Origin of the sequence: Chitinophaga sedimenti (assembly GCF_023156195.1) — a bacterium.
GTDB classification, from domain to species: domain Bacteria; phylum Bacteroidota; class Bacteroidia; order Chitinophagales; family Chitinophagaceae; genus Chitinophaga; species Chitinophaga sedimenti.
Genome location: NZ_JAKUKA010000001.1, coordinates 1,980,678 through 1,999,965, shown reverse-complemented (window position 1 = coordinate 1,999,965; position 19,288 = coordinate 1,980,678). Strand labels below are relative to the sequence as shown.

The following is a 19,288-nucleotide window of genomic DNA, read 5'->3' as shown; positions in this document are numbered from 1 at the left end:
TGATAGTGAGTTACTTAGTGTCTGGCTTAATTCCTGCGGAAAGCCCTGCTGTAACACTCCGCATATGTTCTATAACCAGATCAAGATCGCTTGTAGAAATCTCTGGAAAGACAAGTCGTACAGCTTCCTGAATATCGGGGGACTGGCACTCGCCGTGACCGTATTTCTCTTCATTATTCATTATGTCCGCCTCGAGCATAGTTATGAAGATATCCATACGAAAAAAGACCACCTGTATCGCATTACCGTAGACCTGTACAACGGCGCTGAGTTCGTGGTGACCGATTGCGAAACATACCCGGTGCTGGGGCCGCGTATCCTGCGTGATTTCCCGGAGGTGAAGAACTATGCGCGCGTGCAGCACGTGGGCAATACGGAAGTGAAAGTAGGGGAAACCGGGTATATTGTGGACCGGGTGTTTGCGGCGGATTCGCAGTACTTTTCCCTGTTTAATGTTGATTTTGTACGTGGGGAGAAAAGCAGTGTGCTGCGTGGGCCGAACGAAGCAGTGATCAGTGCTTCCACGGCGGAAAGGCTGTTCGGACAAAAGGACCCGCTGGGACAGGTGATCACCATCGCACGTGCGCCGATGACGATTACGGGCGTTTTTAAAGACATCCCGGAGAATACGCACCTGAAATTCGACATGCTGCTGCCCTTTCAATTTATCACCCAAACGGATCCGGGGCTCGATAAGTGGAATAGCAACAATAACTATACTTATGTTGAACTGGCGGATGGCGCCTCGCTCGCAGGTTTCAACAATAAATTGCGTGACTTGTCGAAAGAAAAACTGCGCAACGAGATCATGACCGCCGGGCCGATCAGTGATATTCATCTTCATTCTACACGCAGTTACGAACCCGAGCCGCCGGGCAATATTAATACGGTAAACTTCCTTTTCGTGATTGCGGTGCTGATCCTGCTGATCGGCGCGATCAACTATATTAATCTCACTACCGCCCGTGCTTCGGAACGCTGGAAGGAAGCGGGTATACGGAAGGTGATGGGCGCTACGCGCGCCACGCTTATCCGGCAGTTTTTATTAGAATCGGTGATCGTAAACCTGGCGGCATTTTTAACGGCATTGCTATTGGTCGCGTTACTGACCCCGGTTTACCTGCAACTGGTAAATAAACCGATGAATATGCAGGTGCTGGGTGCGCCGGGTTTCTGGTGGCTCTGTAGCATCCTCTTTACAGTCAATTGCCTCCTCTCCGGACTGCAACCCGCTTTTATGATGGCTACGGTGCAACCGGTGGCCGTACTTACCAGGAGCACCAGCCGTGGGGGCGTAAAAGGTGGCGCATTGCGGAGAGTATTGGTAGTAGGGCAGTTTACGGTAGCCGTGGTTGTGATTTCCTTTATCATGGTGATTTACCGGCAGCTGCATTTTATGCGGGCGCAGGATAAAGGGGTGAACCTGGAACAGGTGCTCGTCGTCAAAGACCTTGACAATGGTGATAATGATTCTGCACGGTATAATCGCCACCTTGCGATGCGCGAGTCGCTGTTGGCGCTGCCTGCGGTGAAGGATGTAGCGCGTTCGTTGTCGCTGCCGGGTGCGCAGATGGATGATATGAACACCACCAGCAATGTACACCGGCAGGGCGCGCCGGAAAATGGTTATAACTTTTATGCCTATGCGGTAGACGCTCATTTTGTGCCGCTGATGGGCATCCGGCTTATTGCAGGCCATAACTTTTACGAAACGGGTGGCAGCGATCATGATGTGATGCTCAACGAAGAAGCCTTACGGATATTGGGTTTCGAGTCTGCGGAGAAAGCAATTGGGCAGAAGATCTCTTACCCCGGTGTGGGCAACGTAGTAGGGATCATGAAGAACTTTGCGCAACGTTCTGTAAAGGATGCCGCGCTGCCGATGATCCTCGTTAATCAATCCCGATATGCAAGGTATATTGCTGTTAAACTTCAGACAGATAAGGCCTCTGAGACAATTGCCGCAGTAGAAAAGATCTGGCATGAACATCAACCCGGCCGGGCGTTTAATTACTTCTTTCTTGACCAGCAATATGATCGTCAGTATAAAGCGGACCAGCAGTTCGGTACGATCGTATCTGTGTTCACCATCTTCTCTGTTGTTATTACTTGTCTTGGTTTACTTGGCCTTACTGCGCACAGCATTGCCCGCCGTACCCGCGAGATCGGCATCCGGAAAGTGCTGGGCGCCAGTGCCGGCGGTATCGTAGGGCTTTTTGCAAAGGACTATGTGAAACTAGCCACCGTCGCTATGTTCATCGGCATTCCGCTGGCCATCTGGTTGCAACATCAATGGCTGCAGGACTTCGCGCTGCGGGCTACGATGCCGTGGTGGATTTATTCTTTAGCAGGAAGCAGTATTGTGCTGGTGGCATTGATTACGGTAGGACTGCAATCAGTAAAAGCCGCGCTGGTTAATCCTATAAAGTCGTTAGGGGAGTAGGGAGTATCTTACGGCTCAATAACACGGCATTCGGGGAAATGTTGTATCATTGTAACTCGTCGTAACTCCAGATTTGGATCCCTAACCGAATATTATATGCCGTCTTTGCAGAAGAGCGCTTGTTTGCAGCCGCCGGGAGCAGTTTTCATATTACTGATGTTGCTGTTCGTTTTACCGGCACTCAGCTTTGGCCAGGCCCCCGTTATCAACTCCTTTACCCCGGCAACCGCCTGCCAGGGGGGCTGTGACTATTTCAGGTGCAGATTTTACTAACGCGAGCAGCGTAACAATTAACGGGCTAACAGCTCTCTACTCGGTCAGCAATCCGAATGAAATTATTGTTACCATACCTAATAACGCGACCAGTGGCCCGATCGTGGTGACTACGCCTTTAGGCACCGCTACCAGTACCGGTAACCTGACGGTGAACCCGAGCCCGAGACCGGACCTCGACGATGCCAGCGGACAGGGCTTCTCCAGTTGTACGGGTACGGCTACTTACGTACTGCAGGTGCGAAATACCTCTGTGGTAACCGGTACAGGCAACCAGTATACTATTGATTGGGGAGATGGCTCTGCGGCGTTTACGGCGAACGACTGGGCATCAGGCGCCACGCTGTCACATAATTATAGTACACAGGGATACTTCAATATAGCCGTGACGATTACGCCGGCGAACGGCTGTACAGTTACTCGTAACATTCAATTCTACAACGGTTCCAACCCGCTGGCCAGCTTCACGACAACGTCTTCCACAACCGGACTTTGTGCGCCGGCTCCGGTGCAGTTCCGGATTGGCAACTGGTTTACGAATTCTCCCGGCACCCGTTATGAAATTGATTTTGGTGATGGCACACCGCGTGTCTCGTTGCCGCACCCATTGAATGCGACGAATACAGACTACCTGCTTTCGCATACTTACGCAATATCAAGCTGTCCGACAGCAGATTTTACCGCCACGTTGCGGGCAATCAATGGCTGTTTTACAACGACTTATACCCTTAACCAGATTATCATCCGCCGCAAGCCGCAGGCGAACTTCACTTTTACGCCGGCCCCCGCCTGTATCACCACACCGGTTTGTTTTTCTAACACAACGATTGCGGGTTATACCGGTAACAACTGTAATACGACTACGAATTATGCGTGGGACCTGGGCGATGGCACTACCTATACCGGTCAAACCCCTCCCTGTCATACTTACGCCACTGCCGGTACTTACAACGTTACATTAGTAGCAGGTAACACAGGTTGCGGCGATGACCAGATTACAAGACAGGTCGTCGTGCAACCGCAAACACCACCGCCTACAACCGCACCAGTGGACTATTGCCGGGGCGCGTTGGCAGTACCGCTTACCGCTAATGGCACCAACCTGCGATGGTACACAACGCAGACCGGCGGTACAGGCAGCACCACCGCACCCACACCGGGTACGGCTACGGCTGGTACGGTTACCTATTATGTTACGCAAACCTTGCCCAACCAATGTGAAAGCGTGCGCGTACCGCTGGTGGTAACAGTAAACCCACCACCTGGAGCACCCGGCGTTACCACCCCCGTGATGCTCTGCCTGAACCAAACCGCTACGCCGTTAACAGCAACAGGTGCAGTTTTAACATGGTACTCCGGGCCGACAGTCGGCGGAGGTTCCAATACCGCGCCTACGCCCTCTACAGCGGCCGTCGGCAGTACGATCTATTACGTGAGCCAGACCGTGAATGGTTGTGAAGGCCCGCGGGCAGCGATCACGGTAACGGTGAGTCCTTTGCCCGTGGCGCCGGTAGTGACCACGCCTTTACAATATTGCCAGTTCGCAGCGGCGCCGCCATTAACTGCGCCGGGCTCCGGGTTGTTATGGTACACCGGATCATCCGGCGGTGCAGGCTCGCCAACGGCGCCAACACCCGCTACGGCAATGCCGGGAACAACAACTTACTATGTGAGCCAGGCGACCGGTTGCGGCGAAAGTCCGCGTGCGGCGATTGATGTGATCGTGACGGCTGCACCATCCGCCAACGTGAGTTACACGCCGAACCTGCTGTGTAATATGCCTTCCACACCAACAGATCCGAATCCGCCCGTACCGGTCACCTTCACTGGTACCACGGGAGGAACGTTCAGTATCGCGCCATCCGGGTTATCGATGGATGCCACGGGCACGCTTGATCCGGTGGGCGCTACCGCGGGGACGTATACGATCACCTATCGCATACCTGCCGCCGGCGGTTGCCCGGTATACACGGCTACCGCGAATGTAACGGTGAGCAGCAGGCCCACGGCGACGATCAGTTATCCCGGATTATGTACAGCGGGCGGACCGGCGGCAGTAACGCGCACAGGCTCCGCCGGTGGCGTTTATACCTCAACAACCGGGCTGGTGATCGATGCGGCAACGGGTACGATTACCCCGGCGGGCAGTACGCCCGGCACTTATACTGTGACGTATACGATTGCGGCAGCCGCGCCTTGTCCGGGTTTTGTGACCACGGCGCAGGTAACGGTTACCGCCGCACCTGCCGCCACGATCGTGTATACGCCGGCGTCACTATGTAATGTGGCCACTTCCAATCCGCCGGTGCCGGTAACAAGAACGGGTACCCCTGGCGGTAGTTATGCCATTTCGCCCGCTACCGGTTTAAGTATCGACGCGGTTACCGGGGAGCTTAATCCTGCCGGCGCCACAGCGGGTACCTATACCATCAGTTATACTGCGCCCGGCACAGGCGCCTGCGCGAACTACGTGGCAACGACTACGGTTACGGTGAACAGTACGCCCGCGGCAACGATCAGTTATCCGGGACTTTGCTCCAACAGTCCGGTGACAGCGGTTTCCCTGTCCGGCACCACCGGTGGTACGTTCAGTTCCACACCCGGTTTGTCTATCAATGCAACAACCGGTGCTATTACCGCCGCCACCAGCACGCCCGGCACTTACACGGTGACCTATGATATCCCGGTATCGGCGCCCTGCCCCGGTTTTACCACCACCGCATCCGTGACGATCACGGCTGCGCCAACGGCGACGATCAGTTACACGCCCGCTATACTTTGTAATGTGGCCACTGCCAATCCGCCGGTAGCGGTTGTGCAAACAGGCACAGCTGGCGGCACGTATACCGCAACACCGGCGGGATTGCCCATCAACCCAACAACCGGAGAAATAACACCCGCTGGCGCTACGCCAGGCGTATATACCATCCGTTACACTGCTCCGGGAACCGGCGCCTGTGCGGACTACATCGCTACCACAACGGTTACGGTAACGGCCGCGCCAGCAGCAACGATCAACTACCCGGCACTTTGTTCCAACAGCCCGGTAACGCAGGTTACCCTGACTGGTACAACGGGCGGTACTTTCAGCGCTGCGCCGGGTTTGTCTATTAACGCAACGACCGGAGCGATTACTGCCACAACCAGTGCCCCCGGTACTTACACGGTGACATACGATATCCCGGTTTCCGCACCCTGTCCCGGTTTCACAACAACAGCCCCCGTAACGATCACGGCTGCGCCAACGGCTGCGATCAGTTACACGCCAGCGATACTTTGTAACGTGGCCAATACCCCGGCAACGCCGAATCTGCCGGTAGCGGTTGCGCAAACAGGCACACCTGGCGGTACGTATACCGTAACACCGGCAGGATTACCCATCAACCCAACAACTGGAGAAATAACACCCGCAGGAGCCGTGCCGGGCGTGTATACCATTAGTTACACCGCTCCGGGTACAGGCGCCTGCGCCAATTATATTGCTACCACCACGGTCACCATTACCAGTGCACCGGTGGCAACGATCGCTTACCCGGGTTCGCCATATTGCCAGTCTCTGACAGCGCTGCAGCCTGTAACCCGCACGGGTAACAGCGGGGGCGTTTATACGGCACCTGCAGGCTTGTCGATCAACGCTGCTACGGGCGCCATTAATGCGGCGGCCAGTACGCCGGGCACTTATACCGTTACTTATGCGATCGCGCCCAATGCACCCTGTCCCGGCTTTACAGCCACGGCAACTTTACAGATCGTGGAAAGCCCGGTGATCAGTTTCCCGCTGCCGAACCAGGCTATCTGTTCCGGCGGCAGTGCGGTGTATGTACCTACATCCACCGTTGCAGGTACGACGTACAGCTGGACACTGGTGTCTGCCTTGCCGCCGGGCGTGAACGGTTCGCTGTCCGGCAACACCGGCGGCGCTTTGCCTTCGATTACTTTATCGTTTACGAATACAGGTACCACGAACCAGACGATCACCGTGCGGGTAACGCCTGTGAACCCGTCGCCGGTTGCCTGTGGCGGTGCACCCGTTGATATTACTTTACTGGTAAGGCCTGTAGTGCCGGCGCCGGTCACCACCACCGCCAATTTCTGTATGGACGTGCCGCCGCAAACGCTGAGCGTTACGCCTATACCTGGCACGACTATACGCTGGTACAGCCAGGCCATGGTACTGCTACCCGGCGCACCGACGGTGAATACCGCGGTTTCCGGTACGTACGCATATTATATAAGTCATTATACGGCGGATGGCTGCGAAAGCGCCAGAACGCCGATACAGGCCATCGTGCATCCTACCATGCGTATCGTAGGGTCCACGTTCGCGCATCCTTCGGCTTGTGGCGTGCCTTCCGGAAATATAACACTGGAAGTGGTTGACCTGGGCAACAACGTTGTGCCAAACTTCCCGGTAACCGTGCATTACAACAGGTTCGCGGTGCCGGTAGTGTTTACGGGTACTACAAATGCCAGCGGACGGATCATCATTCCTTTAACCGCCGGTACTTACTCCAACTTCAGGGTAGAGACCAGCGGCGGTTGTATATCCCAGGTGCTGCCTGATGTTTTTACATTGCGGGATCCGACGCCGCCGGCCGCGCCGGTAGCGGGTTATAATCCGCCGGTGTGCAGTGGTACGCCATTGCGTTTAACCGCACTTTCTGCTGCCAGTCAGACAGCGGGCGATGTTACGTACGTATGGGCCGGACCGGCTTTCGGACCCGTAGCGGATACGGTGCGTAATTCGGTTGTAACGATCCCGCAAGCGGCGGTGTCGCATGCCGGTACGTATGTCGTGTATGCGATCCAGAATAATTGTATATCGCTGCCGGCGAGCTTCCGCGTGGAGGTGAACCAGGCGCCGTCGAGGCCGCAGATTGTTACGCGCTCGCCGCTGTGTGTGGGCGATGCACTATCCTTACAGGCATTCAGCGCCATTCCCGGAAATGCCGGCCTGACTTATGAATGGAGAGGACCTGCAGCCGGATTCCCGGTGCAGTCGGCCAACGCCGTAATCAACCGTGTGACCTTGCAGGATGCCGGTATTTATACGATTACTGTTACTTCTCCGCAAACGGGTTGTTCCGTCTCGACAGATACCACGATACGCATCGGTGATTATCCCGTGGTGAAATTCGCGCAGGATACCCTGATACTGCCAACCGGAACGTTGTTGCCGCTGGAGCCGCAGATCATGAACAGCAGTGCGCCCGGCGTGTTGCCTATCGCCAGTTATAAATGGACGCCTGCACAGGACCTTACTTGTAATGACGCAGTATGCTCCGCACCAGTGGCGCATATCAAAAATGATATCTGTTACAATGTACTCGTGACGAATGTTTTCGGCTGCAGTGCGAGCGATGATATTTGTGTACGGGTATTCTGTAAAAACTCGCAGGTATTTATCCCTAACGCTTTCGCGCCGAACGGTAATGTGCCGGAAAATCGCATTTTAATGGTACGCGCCTCCGGGATCAGTGCGATCAAGTCGTTCCGCGTATTTAACCGCTGGGGACAACTCATGTACGAACGCAACAACTTTGCGCCGAATAGCCCGCAATTTGGTTGGGATGGCATGGTGAAAGGGCGCAAAGCCGATGTTGGCGTGTATGTGTATACGGTAGAAGTGGTCTGCGAAAACGGGGTGCCTTATTCGTACAAGGGGAATGTTACGTTGTTCTAAAAAATATTATATGCGATACTTACTCGTATTATGCACCTGCTGCCTGTCCGCGCAACTCGCCATAGCGCAGGATGTCGGCTTCTCACAGTTCTACGACCAGCCGCTATTGCGTAATCCCGCATTGGCCGGTGTGTTCGAGGGCGACCTGCGCTTCACCGCCTCTTACCGCAACCAGTGGCAAAGTGTGACTGTGCCGTACCGTACCTTCGCCCTCAGTTCGGAGGTAAAGCTGCCCGCCAATATCAAGGCCGACGATAACTTCACGATCGGGCTGCAGGTGATGCGCGATATGGCCGGGACTTCCGAATTCAGCACCACGCAGATCATGCCCGCGCTGAACTACAGTTTACCGTTAAGTTCGGAGAAGAATTCTTATTTGTCGCTCGCCTTTATGGGGGCCTGATGCAACAACGTTTCGATCCCACGAAGCTGCAGTTCAACGACCAGTTCGTCGCCGGCAGCAACGGCAGTTTCAGCATCGCCCCGTCGTCGCAACAGGTGTTCAATAATACCAGCGTGAATTACTTTGACCTGTCTACAGGGCTTAGTTACAACGGTGCGATCAAAGAAGGTACCGACTACTTCGTAGGAGCAGCGCTCTTTCATATCCGCAGGCCGCAGGTGGGGTTTTTCGATGGACAGGTAATCACGTTAAACCGGAAGTTTGCGTTCAACGCAGGTTTATCTACTCCTTTAAGTGAATACGACCGTTTTGTTTTTTACGGTGATTACTTTCAGCAGTTAGGTGAGAAGTTTAACCCGATCGGCATACATGCCATTCAAGCCGGCGCGATGTTCAGCCGCGACTTTTTCGCAGACGGATCGCAGGTGCTAACGGGCGGACTATTGTACCGGATGAACGACGCCATTATGCCCGTTATCCAGTTCGAGCTGGGGCAGTTTACCATGGGAGTGAGCTACGACATCAACATTAACAAACTGTCTGTAGCCTCGCAATACCGCGGCGGGCTGGAGTTTACGTTGTCTTATCGCGGGTTCCTGAATTTGCGGCAGAGTGACAGGAGGCAAGTGTTTTGTCCACGGTTCAGGAAGTAACGGGTGTCCGGGAACGTTTGCGCACTTTTACATAAAATCCACCCGTTTTATTGTTAAATATGCAGACTATGCGCAAGTCCATATTATTCCTTTTCTCTTTTATGTTGATGTTGGCCGCACAGGCGCAGCAAACCAGCACCGATACGGCCTGGAAGCAAAAGCTGCGGCTCAGCGGACAAACGAATATTCCGCCCTATCCCGCATCGCTAACGGTGGCGCAGGATGGCAGCGGTGATTATGTAACTATACAGGAAGCGGTGAATGCCGTGCGGGACTTGTCGCAGGTACAGGTGGTGATCCATATCAGGCCGGGCGTTTACAAGGAAAAACTCATCATTCCAACCTGGAAGAAAAAAGTGAAATTGTTGGGGAGAAGGATGCACAGACCATCATCACCAACGCGGACTATTCGGGGAAGGAAAACCCGGGCGGGCGTGATGCGCTGGGACGCATGAAGTTCAGTACCTACACTTCCTACACGGTATTGGTACAGGGAGATGATTTCGTAGCGGAGAACCTGACGATCGAGAACACGGCGGGCAGGGTAGGGCAGGCGGTAGCGCTGCATGTGGAAGGCGACCGGGCGATTATCCGCAACTGCAGGCTGCTTGGCAACCAGGATACGGTATATACGGCAACCGGTGGCAGCCGGCAGTACTATGTGGATTGCTTCATCGCGGGTACTACAGACTTTATTTTTGGGGAAGCTACCTGCGTGTTTAACCGCTGCATCATTAAAAGCCTTGCCAACTCTTATATCACTGCTGCCGCTACCAATCCCGCGCAGGCCTATGGTTACGTGTTCCTGGATTGCAAACTGGTGTCCGACAGCGCAACCAGCGTTTATCTTGGTCGTCCCTGGCGGCCGTATGCCAAAACGGTGTTTATCCGCACAGAGATGGGCAAACATATTTTGCCCGTAGGATGGCATAACTGGGGCAATGCGGAAAATGAAAAGACGGTGTTGTACGCCGAAGGAGGGAGTACGGGCGCCGGCGCCGCCAATGCGGCACGGGCAAAGTGGTCAAAAGTTTTGTCGGAAAAGGAGCAGCGGCGTTATCATCTGAAGCAGGTTTTTAGCGGGTGGGAACCGGCTCCTTAAGATTTGTTAAAATTGAATGATGGCCGGACGCGAGGCGTATTTATTGATACCTTCGATGCAGCAAAATCGTCTGCCTTGCAAAAACTTAATGAATACACTTATACGCATCAGCAGGAGTCGGTAAACGGCTTGATTCATGGCCTCGGCATCTTGTTTGGTTTGAGCGGTTTACCGGTATTAACGGGCATTGCGACCGCGCATCATAATACGCCAGGTATCATTGGCGCCGGCATCTATGGCTTTTGTTTCCTGATGCTTTTCACCTGTTCTACCGTGTTTCACCTGCTCCGCGACCCGGTCGTGAAGCGCACGTTCGAAATACTTGATCATATCAGTATATACTTTCTCATCGCGGGCACGTATACGCCGTTCCTGCTGGTTTATTTTAATAATGCTTTTGGTATTACGCTGTTGTCCATTTTATGGGGATTAGCACTGGTGGGCACCGTCGTCAAATCGTGGTTCACCGGGCGGTTCAACATCTTGTCGACGATCGTGTATTTGATCATGGGCTGGATCATGGTGGTGGGTGGCCGTCGTTTCATTGAATCGGTGCCCTTATCGGTGATGATCATGATCGCGGTTGGTGGGCTGTTGTATTCCATCGGCGTGTACTATTACCTCCGCGACCGCCGCAAATATGCGCATGCGGTATGGCATTCGTTCGTGCTGGCCGGCGCGATGTGTCATTACGTAGCAGTATTACTGGCGATGTAAAAGGGCGATAGCACTGCTATCACCCTTATCCATATAATTTATTCTCCCGGTTCAGCAAACATCGCCGCCATCTTTTGCGCAGCGCCTGATGCGTGTATCCATTCGGTTTGTTCCAACGTAAACGTAGTTACTTCCCCTGCGCGCTGGCGCATCTGCACTTCATAAGCGGCAATGGCCTCATGTACGGTGTTCATAGCCGGATTACCAAGACTGTCGGCCAGTTCCAGCGCATCGAGCATGGCCATGTTTACGCCTTCGCCTGCATATGGCGGCATGCGGTGGGCGGCGTCGCCGAGCATGGTGAGGTCGGGTTGCGCCGGCCAGCTTTGGTCGGCAGGATAGTGGAACATCGGGCGGGGAATAATATACATCTCATCGCTGGCAAACAATTCCTCCCACAGTGCCGGCCAGTCGCTGAAGCGCTCGCGGAACCAGTTCAAAACACTGTTCTTGTCATTAAAGTTGATACTGCAGGTCGTCAGCCAGTCTGCCGCTTCCTTTGTGCCCGTATAGAATGACAGGCTGCCTTCACCTTTGGCGCTGAGGATAATTGATTTTTCCCCGCCCATCGCGAAGATTTTGCCACCCTGCACCATCTCGTTCAGGATCGGCGCATTTTTACCGGCATGATAAATATTGCCTTCCACGATGGTGATGCCGGAGTAGATTGGTTTGATATCGCAGAGCAGTGGCCGTATTTTAGAATTAGCACCATCCGCGGCAATCACCAGGTCGGCATCCACGATGTTGCCGTTCCTGAAACGCAGGCGCCATTTACCGTCAGATTTTCCCATCGTCATAAACTGGCTGTCCCATTGAACGGTACCGGCTTCAGCGAATTAACCAGGATGTTGCGGAGTGGTCCCCGGTCTATTTCCGGGCGGAAATAAGGGCTGCTGATATCTTCCTCGCCCGGTTCGTCGTGGTCGCTGAACAGTACGGCGGCTGTTTCATCCGTCACCTTGATCTTATCCGCACCGGGGCGGTAATGTTTCAGGAATTCATCGATCAAACCGGCTGCCTTCAAGGCTTTAAGACCGGAATCTTCATGAAGATCAAGCGTAGCGCCCTGTTGCCGGGCATCGGGTGTTTCATCGCGCTCGTATACGGTAACGTTGAAGCCCCTTTGCTGGAGCAGGCGGGCGAGCGTTAGCCCACCGGGGCCGCCGCCGATAATAGCTGTGTGTGCAGGAATAGTGAGCATTGGTGCATGCAATTTATGAGTCGCCAAGCTACACTTTTTTAAAGCAGTCTTGGTTGGGGTTGCCCGCCGGCAGCGTAACCGTAAACGTGGTTCCCGCGCCAGGAGCGGATGTAACGGTAATATCCCCCTTATGTAAATAAATAATCCGGCTGGCGAGCGCGAGCCCCAGACCAAAGCCCTTCCGGTCGCTTTCGGGGTGAATCCGGTAAAATGGCCGGAAAATGTGTTGCAGCTCCTTGTCCTCGATCCCGATACCGTTGTCTTTCACCCTGACCAGGAAGCGCCCATCCTTCAGCCCCAGCGAAACCTCGGCATGATGATCGTCGGAGTAGCGGCAGGCGTTGGATACGATGTTTACGATAGCGGTAAACAGGAGCTCTTCGTTACCCAGCACCAACAACTGCTCATCGTCTTCCGGTAATTCATCAAAATGAAAGGTGACTTTGTTCTTCGGATCCCTGGCGCGTAAATCGCCGGGCAGCCGCATCAGTATCTCATCTATTCTTATTAAATCGATGTGCAAACCGCCGGGATCGCCGGAAGCGGTAGCGAACTGCAGTAAGGTCTGTACCAGGCCTCTCATGTAGCGCACATCTTTCAATACCTGTGTCATGGCCGCCTTGTAAGCCTCTTCCGTACGCGTGCGTTGCAGCGTGATTTCTAACTGGCTGGATATTATGGTGAGCGGTGTGGACAATTCGTGCGAAGCGTTCGAGACAAATCTTCTTTGCAGTTCGAAACTGTCTTTCAGGCGGTCGAGCAGCTCGTTGAGGGTAGTAGATAATAATTGCCATTCGTCTTTTGCCCGGCCCTCCGGGATGCGGCGGTCCAGGTTGCGGGCTGATATGTCTTTTACTTCCTTTGCTATTTCCCGTACCGGTTTCAGCAGACGGGCGGAAAATAGATAGCCGCCGGCAAAGGATAATAGCCCGCCGCCAATAACGCCCAAAAACAGGATGTAATTCAGTTTGCGAAGGTTTTGCAGTCCGTACTCGTCCTTACAAACACAGAGGACGAGCAGCCCATCGTTGGTATTGCAAAATGCCAATGCTTCGCGTTCGCCGCTGGTGAAATAGTCGTTTTCCCTGGAACGGGCAGCTGCGAGCAGCGCAGGCGTAATGGGAAAGCTGTCTTGCGGCAACTCGCTGTAAAAGTACACCAGCTCATTGTCCCGGTTGTATGCCTGTATGGTTTTCCGCTTCAGCACCGAGGTGGTGAGCGAGTCGACGTGCTGCATAAGGGTGCGGTCGAAGCGACCGTCATAGCTGAGCAGGTTAACCGTGGTAATGGCGCGGTGGCGTAGCCGGGTTTGCACATTTTCCCGCCTGAGTAACGACGCCACGCCGGCAATACTCAAACAAATGCTTCCCAGGATCAGTGTAAACAACAATGTAAAGCCAATAGTGATTTTCAGACGCACAGGTATCGCGCTCATCTTTTTTCCTCATATCTCTTTTAACACGTATCCAACACCCACCTGGGTGTGGATCATCTTTTCTAAAAGGGTTTATCAATCTTGTTGCGCACATAGTTAATGTACACATCGATGACATTTGTATTAGTGTCGAAATCTATATTCCATACGTTAATCGCAATCTCAGCCCTGGATACTACCCGGTTTTTATTGCGCATCAGGTATTCCAGCAGTTGCAGTTCTTTCGCCGTCAGGTTGATGCGGCGCCCGTTCCGTGTCACCTCGAGCGTATCGAGGTCCAGCAACAGATCGCCCGCCCGCAGTACGTTGCCGGCGGCAGCGCTGCGGCGGAGCAAAGCTTTAATTTTCATGAGCAATTCATAAAACTCATAGGGCTTCACAATGTAGTCGTCGGCGCCGGCATCGTAACCAGCTATTTTATCGGGAAGCGTGCCGAGCGCGGTGAGCAGGATTACCGGAATTTTTCATTTCCGGTGCGTACTCGTTTGCAGAACTCGTAACCATTCATGCCGGGCAGGTGCACGTCCAGCAAAAGCAGGTCGAAACTACCGGCGCCGTACAGCTCGTAACCCTGCTCCGCATTGGCGGCCACGGTAACGGTATAACCGTTTTCACGCAGGCCTGTAGCGAGCATTTCCGCAATCCGGGATTCATCTTCTACCAGTAAAATGTGCTTCTCTTTCAAATCGATGTAGTGCTGTTCCTTAAGCCGGCGCAAAGTTACGACATATGCATCCTTGGTGATAGCGCGACAGTAGTGTTTTAACATTTTCTAATCTAATTCTAATACGGCAGAGTAGCGGATTACCGGCGATCCGAGGTATCCTCCATTCGTCAGACTCTAATGGCATTCTAATCCAGGCTATTGTATACAGTCATTAGGTTTGTATATCAGCCTATGAAGCATACTTTTTAATAGTAAATCTTGAAAATACATTCGTCGATGGCCAGACCGGCGATAAAGCCGAATTGTACGACATGTTGGGCAAATCACCGCATATGCGCTCGTGTATGTGAGCGACCGTAATCTACATACGGTAGAGCATGTAATGTGGGAGCACCGGGTGCCTTCGCCCGATTATATCATTTGCGACGGTGGTGCTACAACCGTCGACGGCGTAAACCTGGCATCCATTCCTTTCCTGCGGACGCTGCCCCGGCTGGCGACCGGCGCCTGCAAAGGGCTCGCATTGCGGCGTTTGTTGTGTTACCTGGGTGCGGATGCTAACAAGGTAGTGGTGGCCGGGCATGGCCTCACCGATCTTACGTTATACCAGTATGGCTACCGCGGTGTTGTGGTGGCTGGCGGAGAGCCCGCACTACTGAAGGCGCTTGCCGGTGCTCCTGTTTTTGCGCCGCTGCTGCGGGCGCGGGGGAATCCTGGAGGCGTTGCGGCAGCTTGGCCATTGATGCAAACATGTTAACTTTCTGGAACAACGCGCTAATATCAGTAAGGTAAATGATGAGCTAACCGGTTATCTTCGTTAGCATCACCCTTATCAACCTTTATCTGATGCGATATTTCTACGCAATGCTATTGCTATGCTTGTCTGTACAGGCGTCTGCCCAAAAACAAGTATACATTCCAAAGATATTTTCCACCGATCCCGCGCTTAGTACCTGGTCTAACAGCCGCTCGGTACAGTCGGAAAACTTCGTTTGTTTCTGGGGACCGGTGGTCGGCGAACATCCCGAAAATTACAGCGATCCGAACCTGCGTTTCACACCGGCGCATGTACTGGATACGCTGGAGAAGATCTACGACAAGTTTATTCATGATATTCATTTTTGTAAGGATGATACAAGTACGAACCTTGGCAAGTACAAGATCATCATCGTGATGAACGAAACCTGGCCGGCTGGCGGCCCCACCGGATGGGCGTTTGGCGGCTCGTACGACGATGTGATCGGCGCCATGTGGGTACATCCGAATTCGGTACGTGACGGCGCAGTATTAAGTCATGAACTCACGCACTCCCTACAGGGACAAAACAACATTGACCGTAACCGCACCGGCGGTTTCCGCATAGAGCCCACGGGCTCGTTCTGGGAAACGCATGCTAACTTCATGCGTTTGCAGATGTACCCGCAATTTGTGAAGGAAGACATGCCCCGCTGGATGGCCACGCGCAGTTATCATTTTGCGTCTACCCGCCACCACTACTGCGCTTTTAACCTGCTGCTCACGATCCAGCAACAAGATAGCCTGGGCATGGTGAACCGCCTCTGGCACGAATCGCTGGCCAATGAACATGCGCTGATGACCTATCGCCGCCTGAAAGGCTGGACGCAAAACCAGTTCAATGATTTTATTTATGATTACGCCAAACGTGATGTGATCGGTGATTATACGGTGCTGGGCGCGGGCGATATTATCCGTGCCGAACGTAAACGACTGAAAAGTGCGGAGCCTCATTATCTCTGGCGGCAGTATACGTTACTGCAACGCGTCAACGATTCATCGAACCGCTATGTGTCGCCGGATTTCCAGGCACCGCAGGATTATGGCTATAATATTATTCCCTTACATCCCACCTGTGCCAACCGCATCGTGAAGGTGAAGTTTAAAGGCCATGCCGAAGCTGCTGGCGCCGGCTGGCGTTACGGTTTTGTGGCAGTAAAGGCAGATGGCGCAACCGCGCGCTACAGCGCTTCTTATTCCGCCCCGGAAGCCGAGGTGACGTTCGCAATGAATGCCGACGAAACCGATTTGTACCTGGTGGTTACGGGTGCTCCCGTTTCGCATACGACGTATGTATGGGAGCCGGGTTTTCATAAAATAAAGCGGTTTCCCTACGAAATCAACGTGCAGAATGCGGTGCCCGAGGGATATCAGCCCGGATTTCGCGATGAGTTCCGGGGTGCGGGCCATGTGCACGCCAATGGTGGTGGCTGGGTAAGCAGCAGTGCAACGGTGGCGGCGTCAGTGTTTGTCGGGCCTAAAGCGCTAGTGCGCGGTAATGCAAATCTTTCCGGGAACGTGCGGGTAGAAGGTAACGCCTGGGTGGAAAACGCCACGTTATCCGACAATGTGGTGGTGAGCGGAAATGCACAGGTGTTTGGCGGTACGATCAGCGGCAGCGCGCAGGTAACAGATAATGCTATACTTAGCTGGTGTGCTGTATCCGGTAATGTGATCGCGAAGGAGAACGCGCTGGAATGGGCAGTAACCCTCCGCGGCAACGTAGTGGTGGGGGCGATGCGGAAATCGGCAATTGCAGTACGGCAGGTGTTTATCTCCAAACGCCGCATTACAACAATGGCCGGAGCGAATGTGATGGCAAAGGCGTCAGCGATCCATCCAATATTGATATCAACCCGGATTATAGCCTGTTTACCAATGCCGCCATGGCGATGAGCGAAGCGCCGTTGTGCGTGCCGTCTTCCTTTGTGCAGAACCTGGCGCTCACGGCTACCGCGACCACCTCCTATGTGTCTCCCTGGGAGTCGCTGGCAGCTATCAATGACGGTTATACACCGTCCGGCTCTGGAGACCGCGGACATGGCGTCTACGGTAACTGGAACAATCCCAATTCGTTTCAATGGGTACAATATGAATGGCCACAAGCCTATCTGCTGAATAAAACGGAAGTATATTGGTTCGATGATAACGGTGGCGTACGCACGCCGGATACCGCTTACGCCGAATACTGGCACGATAGCGCGTGGGCGCCGATCGGTAATATCCCGGTACAGAAAGACGCTTTTAATACAGTGTTGCTTAACAGCATCCGTACCAATAAAGTGCGCCTGTCGATGAAGCATGGTGTGCAGTCTACCGGCATCATCGAATGGCGTGTATTCGGCGCAGCGGGACCATTGCCGGCGCCGGGTTACCAGTTGTTGTCGTTTGCGGGCAGCAGGGCAGATGGTGTCAATCAGCTGCAATGGGAAACGCTTTCGGAAGATTCGGTGCAGCGGTACGAGCTGGAATATGGCACGGACAGTATCCATTTCATCAAAGTGGCTACTGTCAACAAAAATATGGCGCACAGCTACCGGGTTACACACGCCAGTAACAGCGCCAATAGTTTTTACAGGTTGAAGCAGGTAGTGGCGGCTGTACCTTACAGCAAAGTGTTGAAGATCACAACGGCGGTAGAGAACCTCGCGATGCAGGCCGCGGTAGCTACTTCTTACGTGTCGCCATGGGAAAGCCTTTCGGCGGTGAACGATGGCTTTACACCTGTTAATTCCGGTGATAAGAGCCATGGGGCTTACGGCAACTGGTACAGCCCGGATTCGCTGCAATGGGTGCAGTATGAATGGACCGGTAACTGTGTATTGAATAAAGCCGAATTGTACTGGTTCGACGACGGCGGCGGCGTGCGCACACCTACCACCGCTTACCTGCAATATTGGGACGGACAATCATGGCAGTTCCTGCAGGATGTGCCGTTACGGAAGGATACGTTTAACGTGGTATTGCTGAACAATATCAATACAAGTAAGATTCGTGTATTGATGAAGAATAACCTGGAATCTACGGGCATCCCGGAATTCAGGGCATGGGGTTATTACGCGGTGCCTGCCGCGGCGCGCATTAGCGTACATTTTAAAGACGGTAATACAGCGAAAGTACAGGACAATACGCTGCGTAACCAGTTCCAGTTGCAAAACGAAACAACCGAGGCCATTCCTTATAAAGACATCAGCTTCCGTTACTGGCTGACTGCCGAGGCTTATGCGGCGATGACGAACCTGTATACGGATTATGCACAATTGGGTGCGTCGAAAGTGAAGATGCGTTATGTTGCATTGCCGGTGCCGCACGAACAGGCATGGGGATATGTAGAGTATTCATTTGACAGCACAGCCGGTTACCTGTCTTCCAATTCCGGCCCCATTCAAACCCGCGTGGCGAAAAGCGACTGGTCGGATTTCACGAAGACGAATGACTATTCCTATCTTAACACAAATGTATACACGAAAAATGAACGCGTCACGGTGTATCAGAATAATGTTCTGGTCGGCGGACAGGAGCCTGCACCGGCACCGGTTACGCAACAGTTGAAAGTCTGGACAAAAGTATCGGGCAGCAATGCCAATACGATTGCCCACTACCTGAAGCTCGACAATGAAGGCAACACCCCGCTTAACTACGCGGATCTTCGTATCCGGTACTGGTTTACAGCGGATGGTCTTAGTCCGTTACGCTACTATCTTGACTATGCGGCGATGGGTAGTAGTTGGGTGAAAGGCGTGTTCCGTCAGCCAAACGTGCTGCTGAACGGCGCCGATAACTACCTGAATTATCATTTACGCGTGGCGACAGCATTTACCCGGCTAGCAGCACAGGGAACCTGCAGCAGCGCATCGCTAAAACGGACTGGTCTAACTTTAACCAGGCCGATGACTGGTCGGCACTTCCGGGC

Annotated in this window: 12 protein-coding genes and 2 pseudogenes; 9 read left to right on the top strand and 5 right to left on the bottom strand. The window is 53.5% G+C overall.

What is annotated here, in order from left to right; all coding sequences use genetic code 11:
• Window positions 1-64: 64 nt before the first annotated feature.
• The 6 genes and pseudogenes from MKQ70_RS11415 to trhA all read left to right on the top strand — a co-directional run bounded on the left by MKQ70_RS11415 (window position 65) and on the right by trhA (window position 11,274).
• Window positions 65-2,443 carry an ABC transporter permease gene (locus MKQ70_RS11415; RefSeq protein WP_248070826.1) on the top strand — a complete coding sequence of 793 codons (2,379 nt, stop codon included), beginning with the start codon at window positions 65-67 and terminating at the stop codon, window positions 2,441-2,443.
• A gap of 244 nt (window positions 2,444-2,687) precedes the next feature.
• Complete coding sequence (locus MKQ70_RS11410; RefSeq protein WP_248070824.1) at window positions 2,688-8,399, top strand: Ig-like domain-containing protein; 5,712 nt, start codon at window positions 2,688-2,690, stop codon at window positions 8,397-8,399.
• Window positions 8,383-9,455, top strand: a pseudogene (locus MKQ70_RS11400) (PorP/SprF family type IX secretion system membrane protein). The gene MKQ70_RS11410 and the pseudogene MKQ70_RS11400 overlap by 17 nt, the downstream one beginning before the upstream one ends.
• Before the next feature lie 68 nt (window positions 9,456-9,523).
• On the top strand, window positions 9,524-9,910 hold the full coding sequence (locus MKQ70_RS11395; protein WP_248070820.1) for a pectinesterase family protein: 387 nt from the start codon (window positions 9,524-9,526) through the stop codon (window positions 9,908-9,910).
• Window positions 9,907-10,557: a pectinesterase family protein gene (locus tag MKQ70_RS11390; RefSeq protein ID WP_372489957.1), complete on the top strand. Its 651-nt coding sequence runs from the start codon at window positions 9,907-9,909 to the stop codon at window positions 10,555-10,557. The genes MKQ70_RS11395 and MKQ70_RS11390 overlap by 4 nt, the downstream gene beginning before the upstream one ends.
• 75 nt (window positions 10,558-10,632) lie before the next feature.
• Window positions 10,633-11,274 carry a PAQR family membrane homeostasis protein TrhA gene (gene trhA / locus MKQ70_RS11385; RefSeq protein ID WP_248070818.1) on the top strand — a complete coding sequence of 214 codons (642 nt, stop codon included), beginning with the start codon at window positions 10,633-10,635 and terminating at the stop codon, window positions 11,272-11,274.
• A 38-nt stretch (window positions 11,275-11,312) separates the two neighbouring features.
• On the opposite strand, the gene MKQ70_RS11380 is transcribed toward trhA, so the two are convergent.
• The 5 genes from MKQ70_RS11380 to MKQ70_RS11360 all read right to left on the bottom strand — a co-directional run bounded on the left by MKQ70_RS11380 (window position 11,313) and on the right by MKQ70_RS11360 (window position 14,682).
• Entirely contained in the window at window positions 11,313-12,074 is a 762-nt protein-coding gene (locus MKQ70_RS11380) for an FAD-dependent oxidoreductase (protein WP_248070816.1), read from the bottom strand.
• Window positions 12,071-12,505: an FAD-dependent oxidoreductase gene (locus MKQ70_RS11375; RefSeq protein ID WP_248070814.1), complete on the bottom strand. Its 435-nt coding sequence runs from the start codon at window positions 12,503-12,505 to the stop codon at window positions 12,071-12,073. The genes MKQ70_RS11380 and MKQ70_RS11375 overlap by 4 nt, the downstream gene beginning before the upstream one ends.
• A gap of 1 nt (window position 12,506) precedes the next feature.
• Window positions 12,507-13,913 (bottom strand): sensor histidine kinase, encoded by a 1,407-nt coding sequence (locus MKQ70_RS11370; protein WP_248070812.1) that lies wholly within the window; start codon window positions 13,911-13,913, stop codon window positions 12,507-12,509.
• A 62-nt stretch (window positions 13,914-13,975) separates the two neighbouring features.
• Window positions 13,976-14,263, bottom strand: coding sequence for a winged helix-turn-helix domain-containing protein (locus tag MKQ70_RS11365; protein ID WP_248070810.1), 288 nt, complete (start codon window positions 14,261-14,263; stop codon window positions 13,976-13,978).
• Window positions 14,264-14,364: 101 nt separating this feature from the next.
• Window positions 14,365-14,682, bottom strand: a complete 318-nt coding sequence (locus MKQ70_RS11360; protein ID WP_248070809.1) for a response regulator — start codon at window positions 14,680-14,682, stop codon at window positions 14,365-14,367.
• A 244-nt stretch (window positions 14,683-14,926) separates the two neighbouring features.
• Between MKQ70_RS11360 and MKQ70_RS11355 the strand changes: the two genes are divergently transcribed.
• From MKQ70_RS11355 to MKQ70_RS41160, 3 genes and pseudogenes are all read left to right on the top strand, one after another.
• Window positions 14,927-15,337: an HAD family hydrolase gene (locus MKQ70_RS11355; protein ID WP_248070807.1), complete on the top strand. Its 411-nt coding sequence runs from the start codon at window positions 14,927-14,929 to the stop codon at window positions 15,335-15,337.
• Window positions 15,338-15,426: 89 nt separating this feature from the next.
• Window positions 15,427-17,271 carry a DUF6055 domain-containing protein gene (locus tag MKQ70_RS11350; protein WP_248070805.1) on the top strand — a complete coding sequence of 615 codons (1,845 nt, stop codon included), beginning with the start codon at window positions 15,427-15,429 and terminating at the stop codon, window positions 17,269-17,271.
• Window positions 17,262-19,288 (top strand): annotated as a pseudogene (locus tag MKQ70_RS41160) (cellulose binding domain-containing protein); the annotation flags it as partial. The gene MKQ70_RS11350 and the pseudogene MKQ70_RS41160, both read left to right, overlap by 10 nt.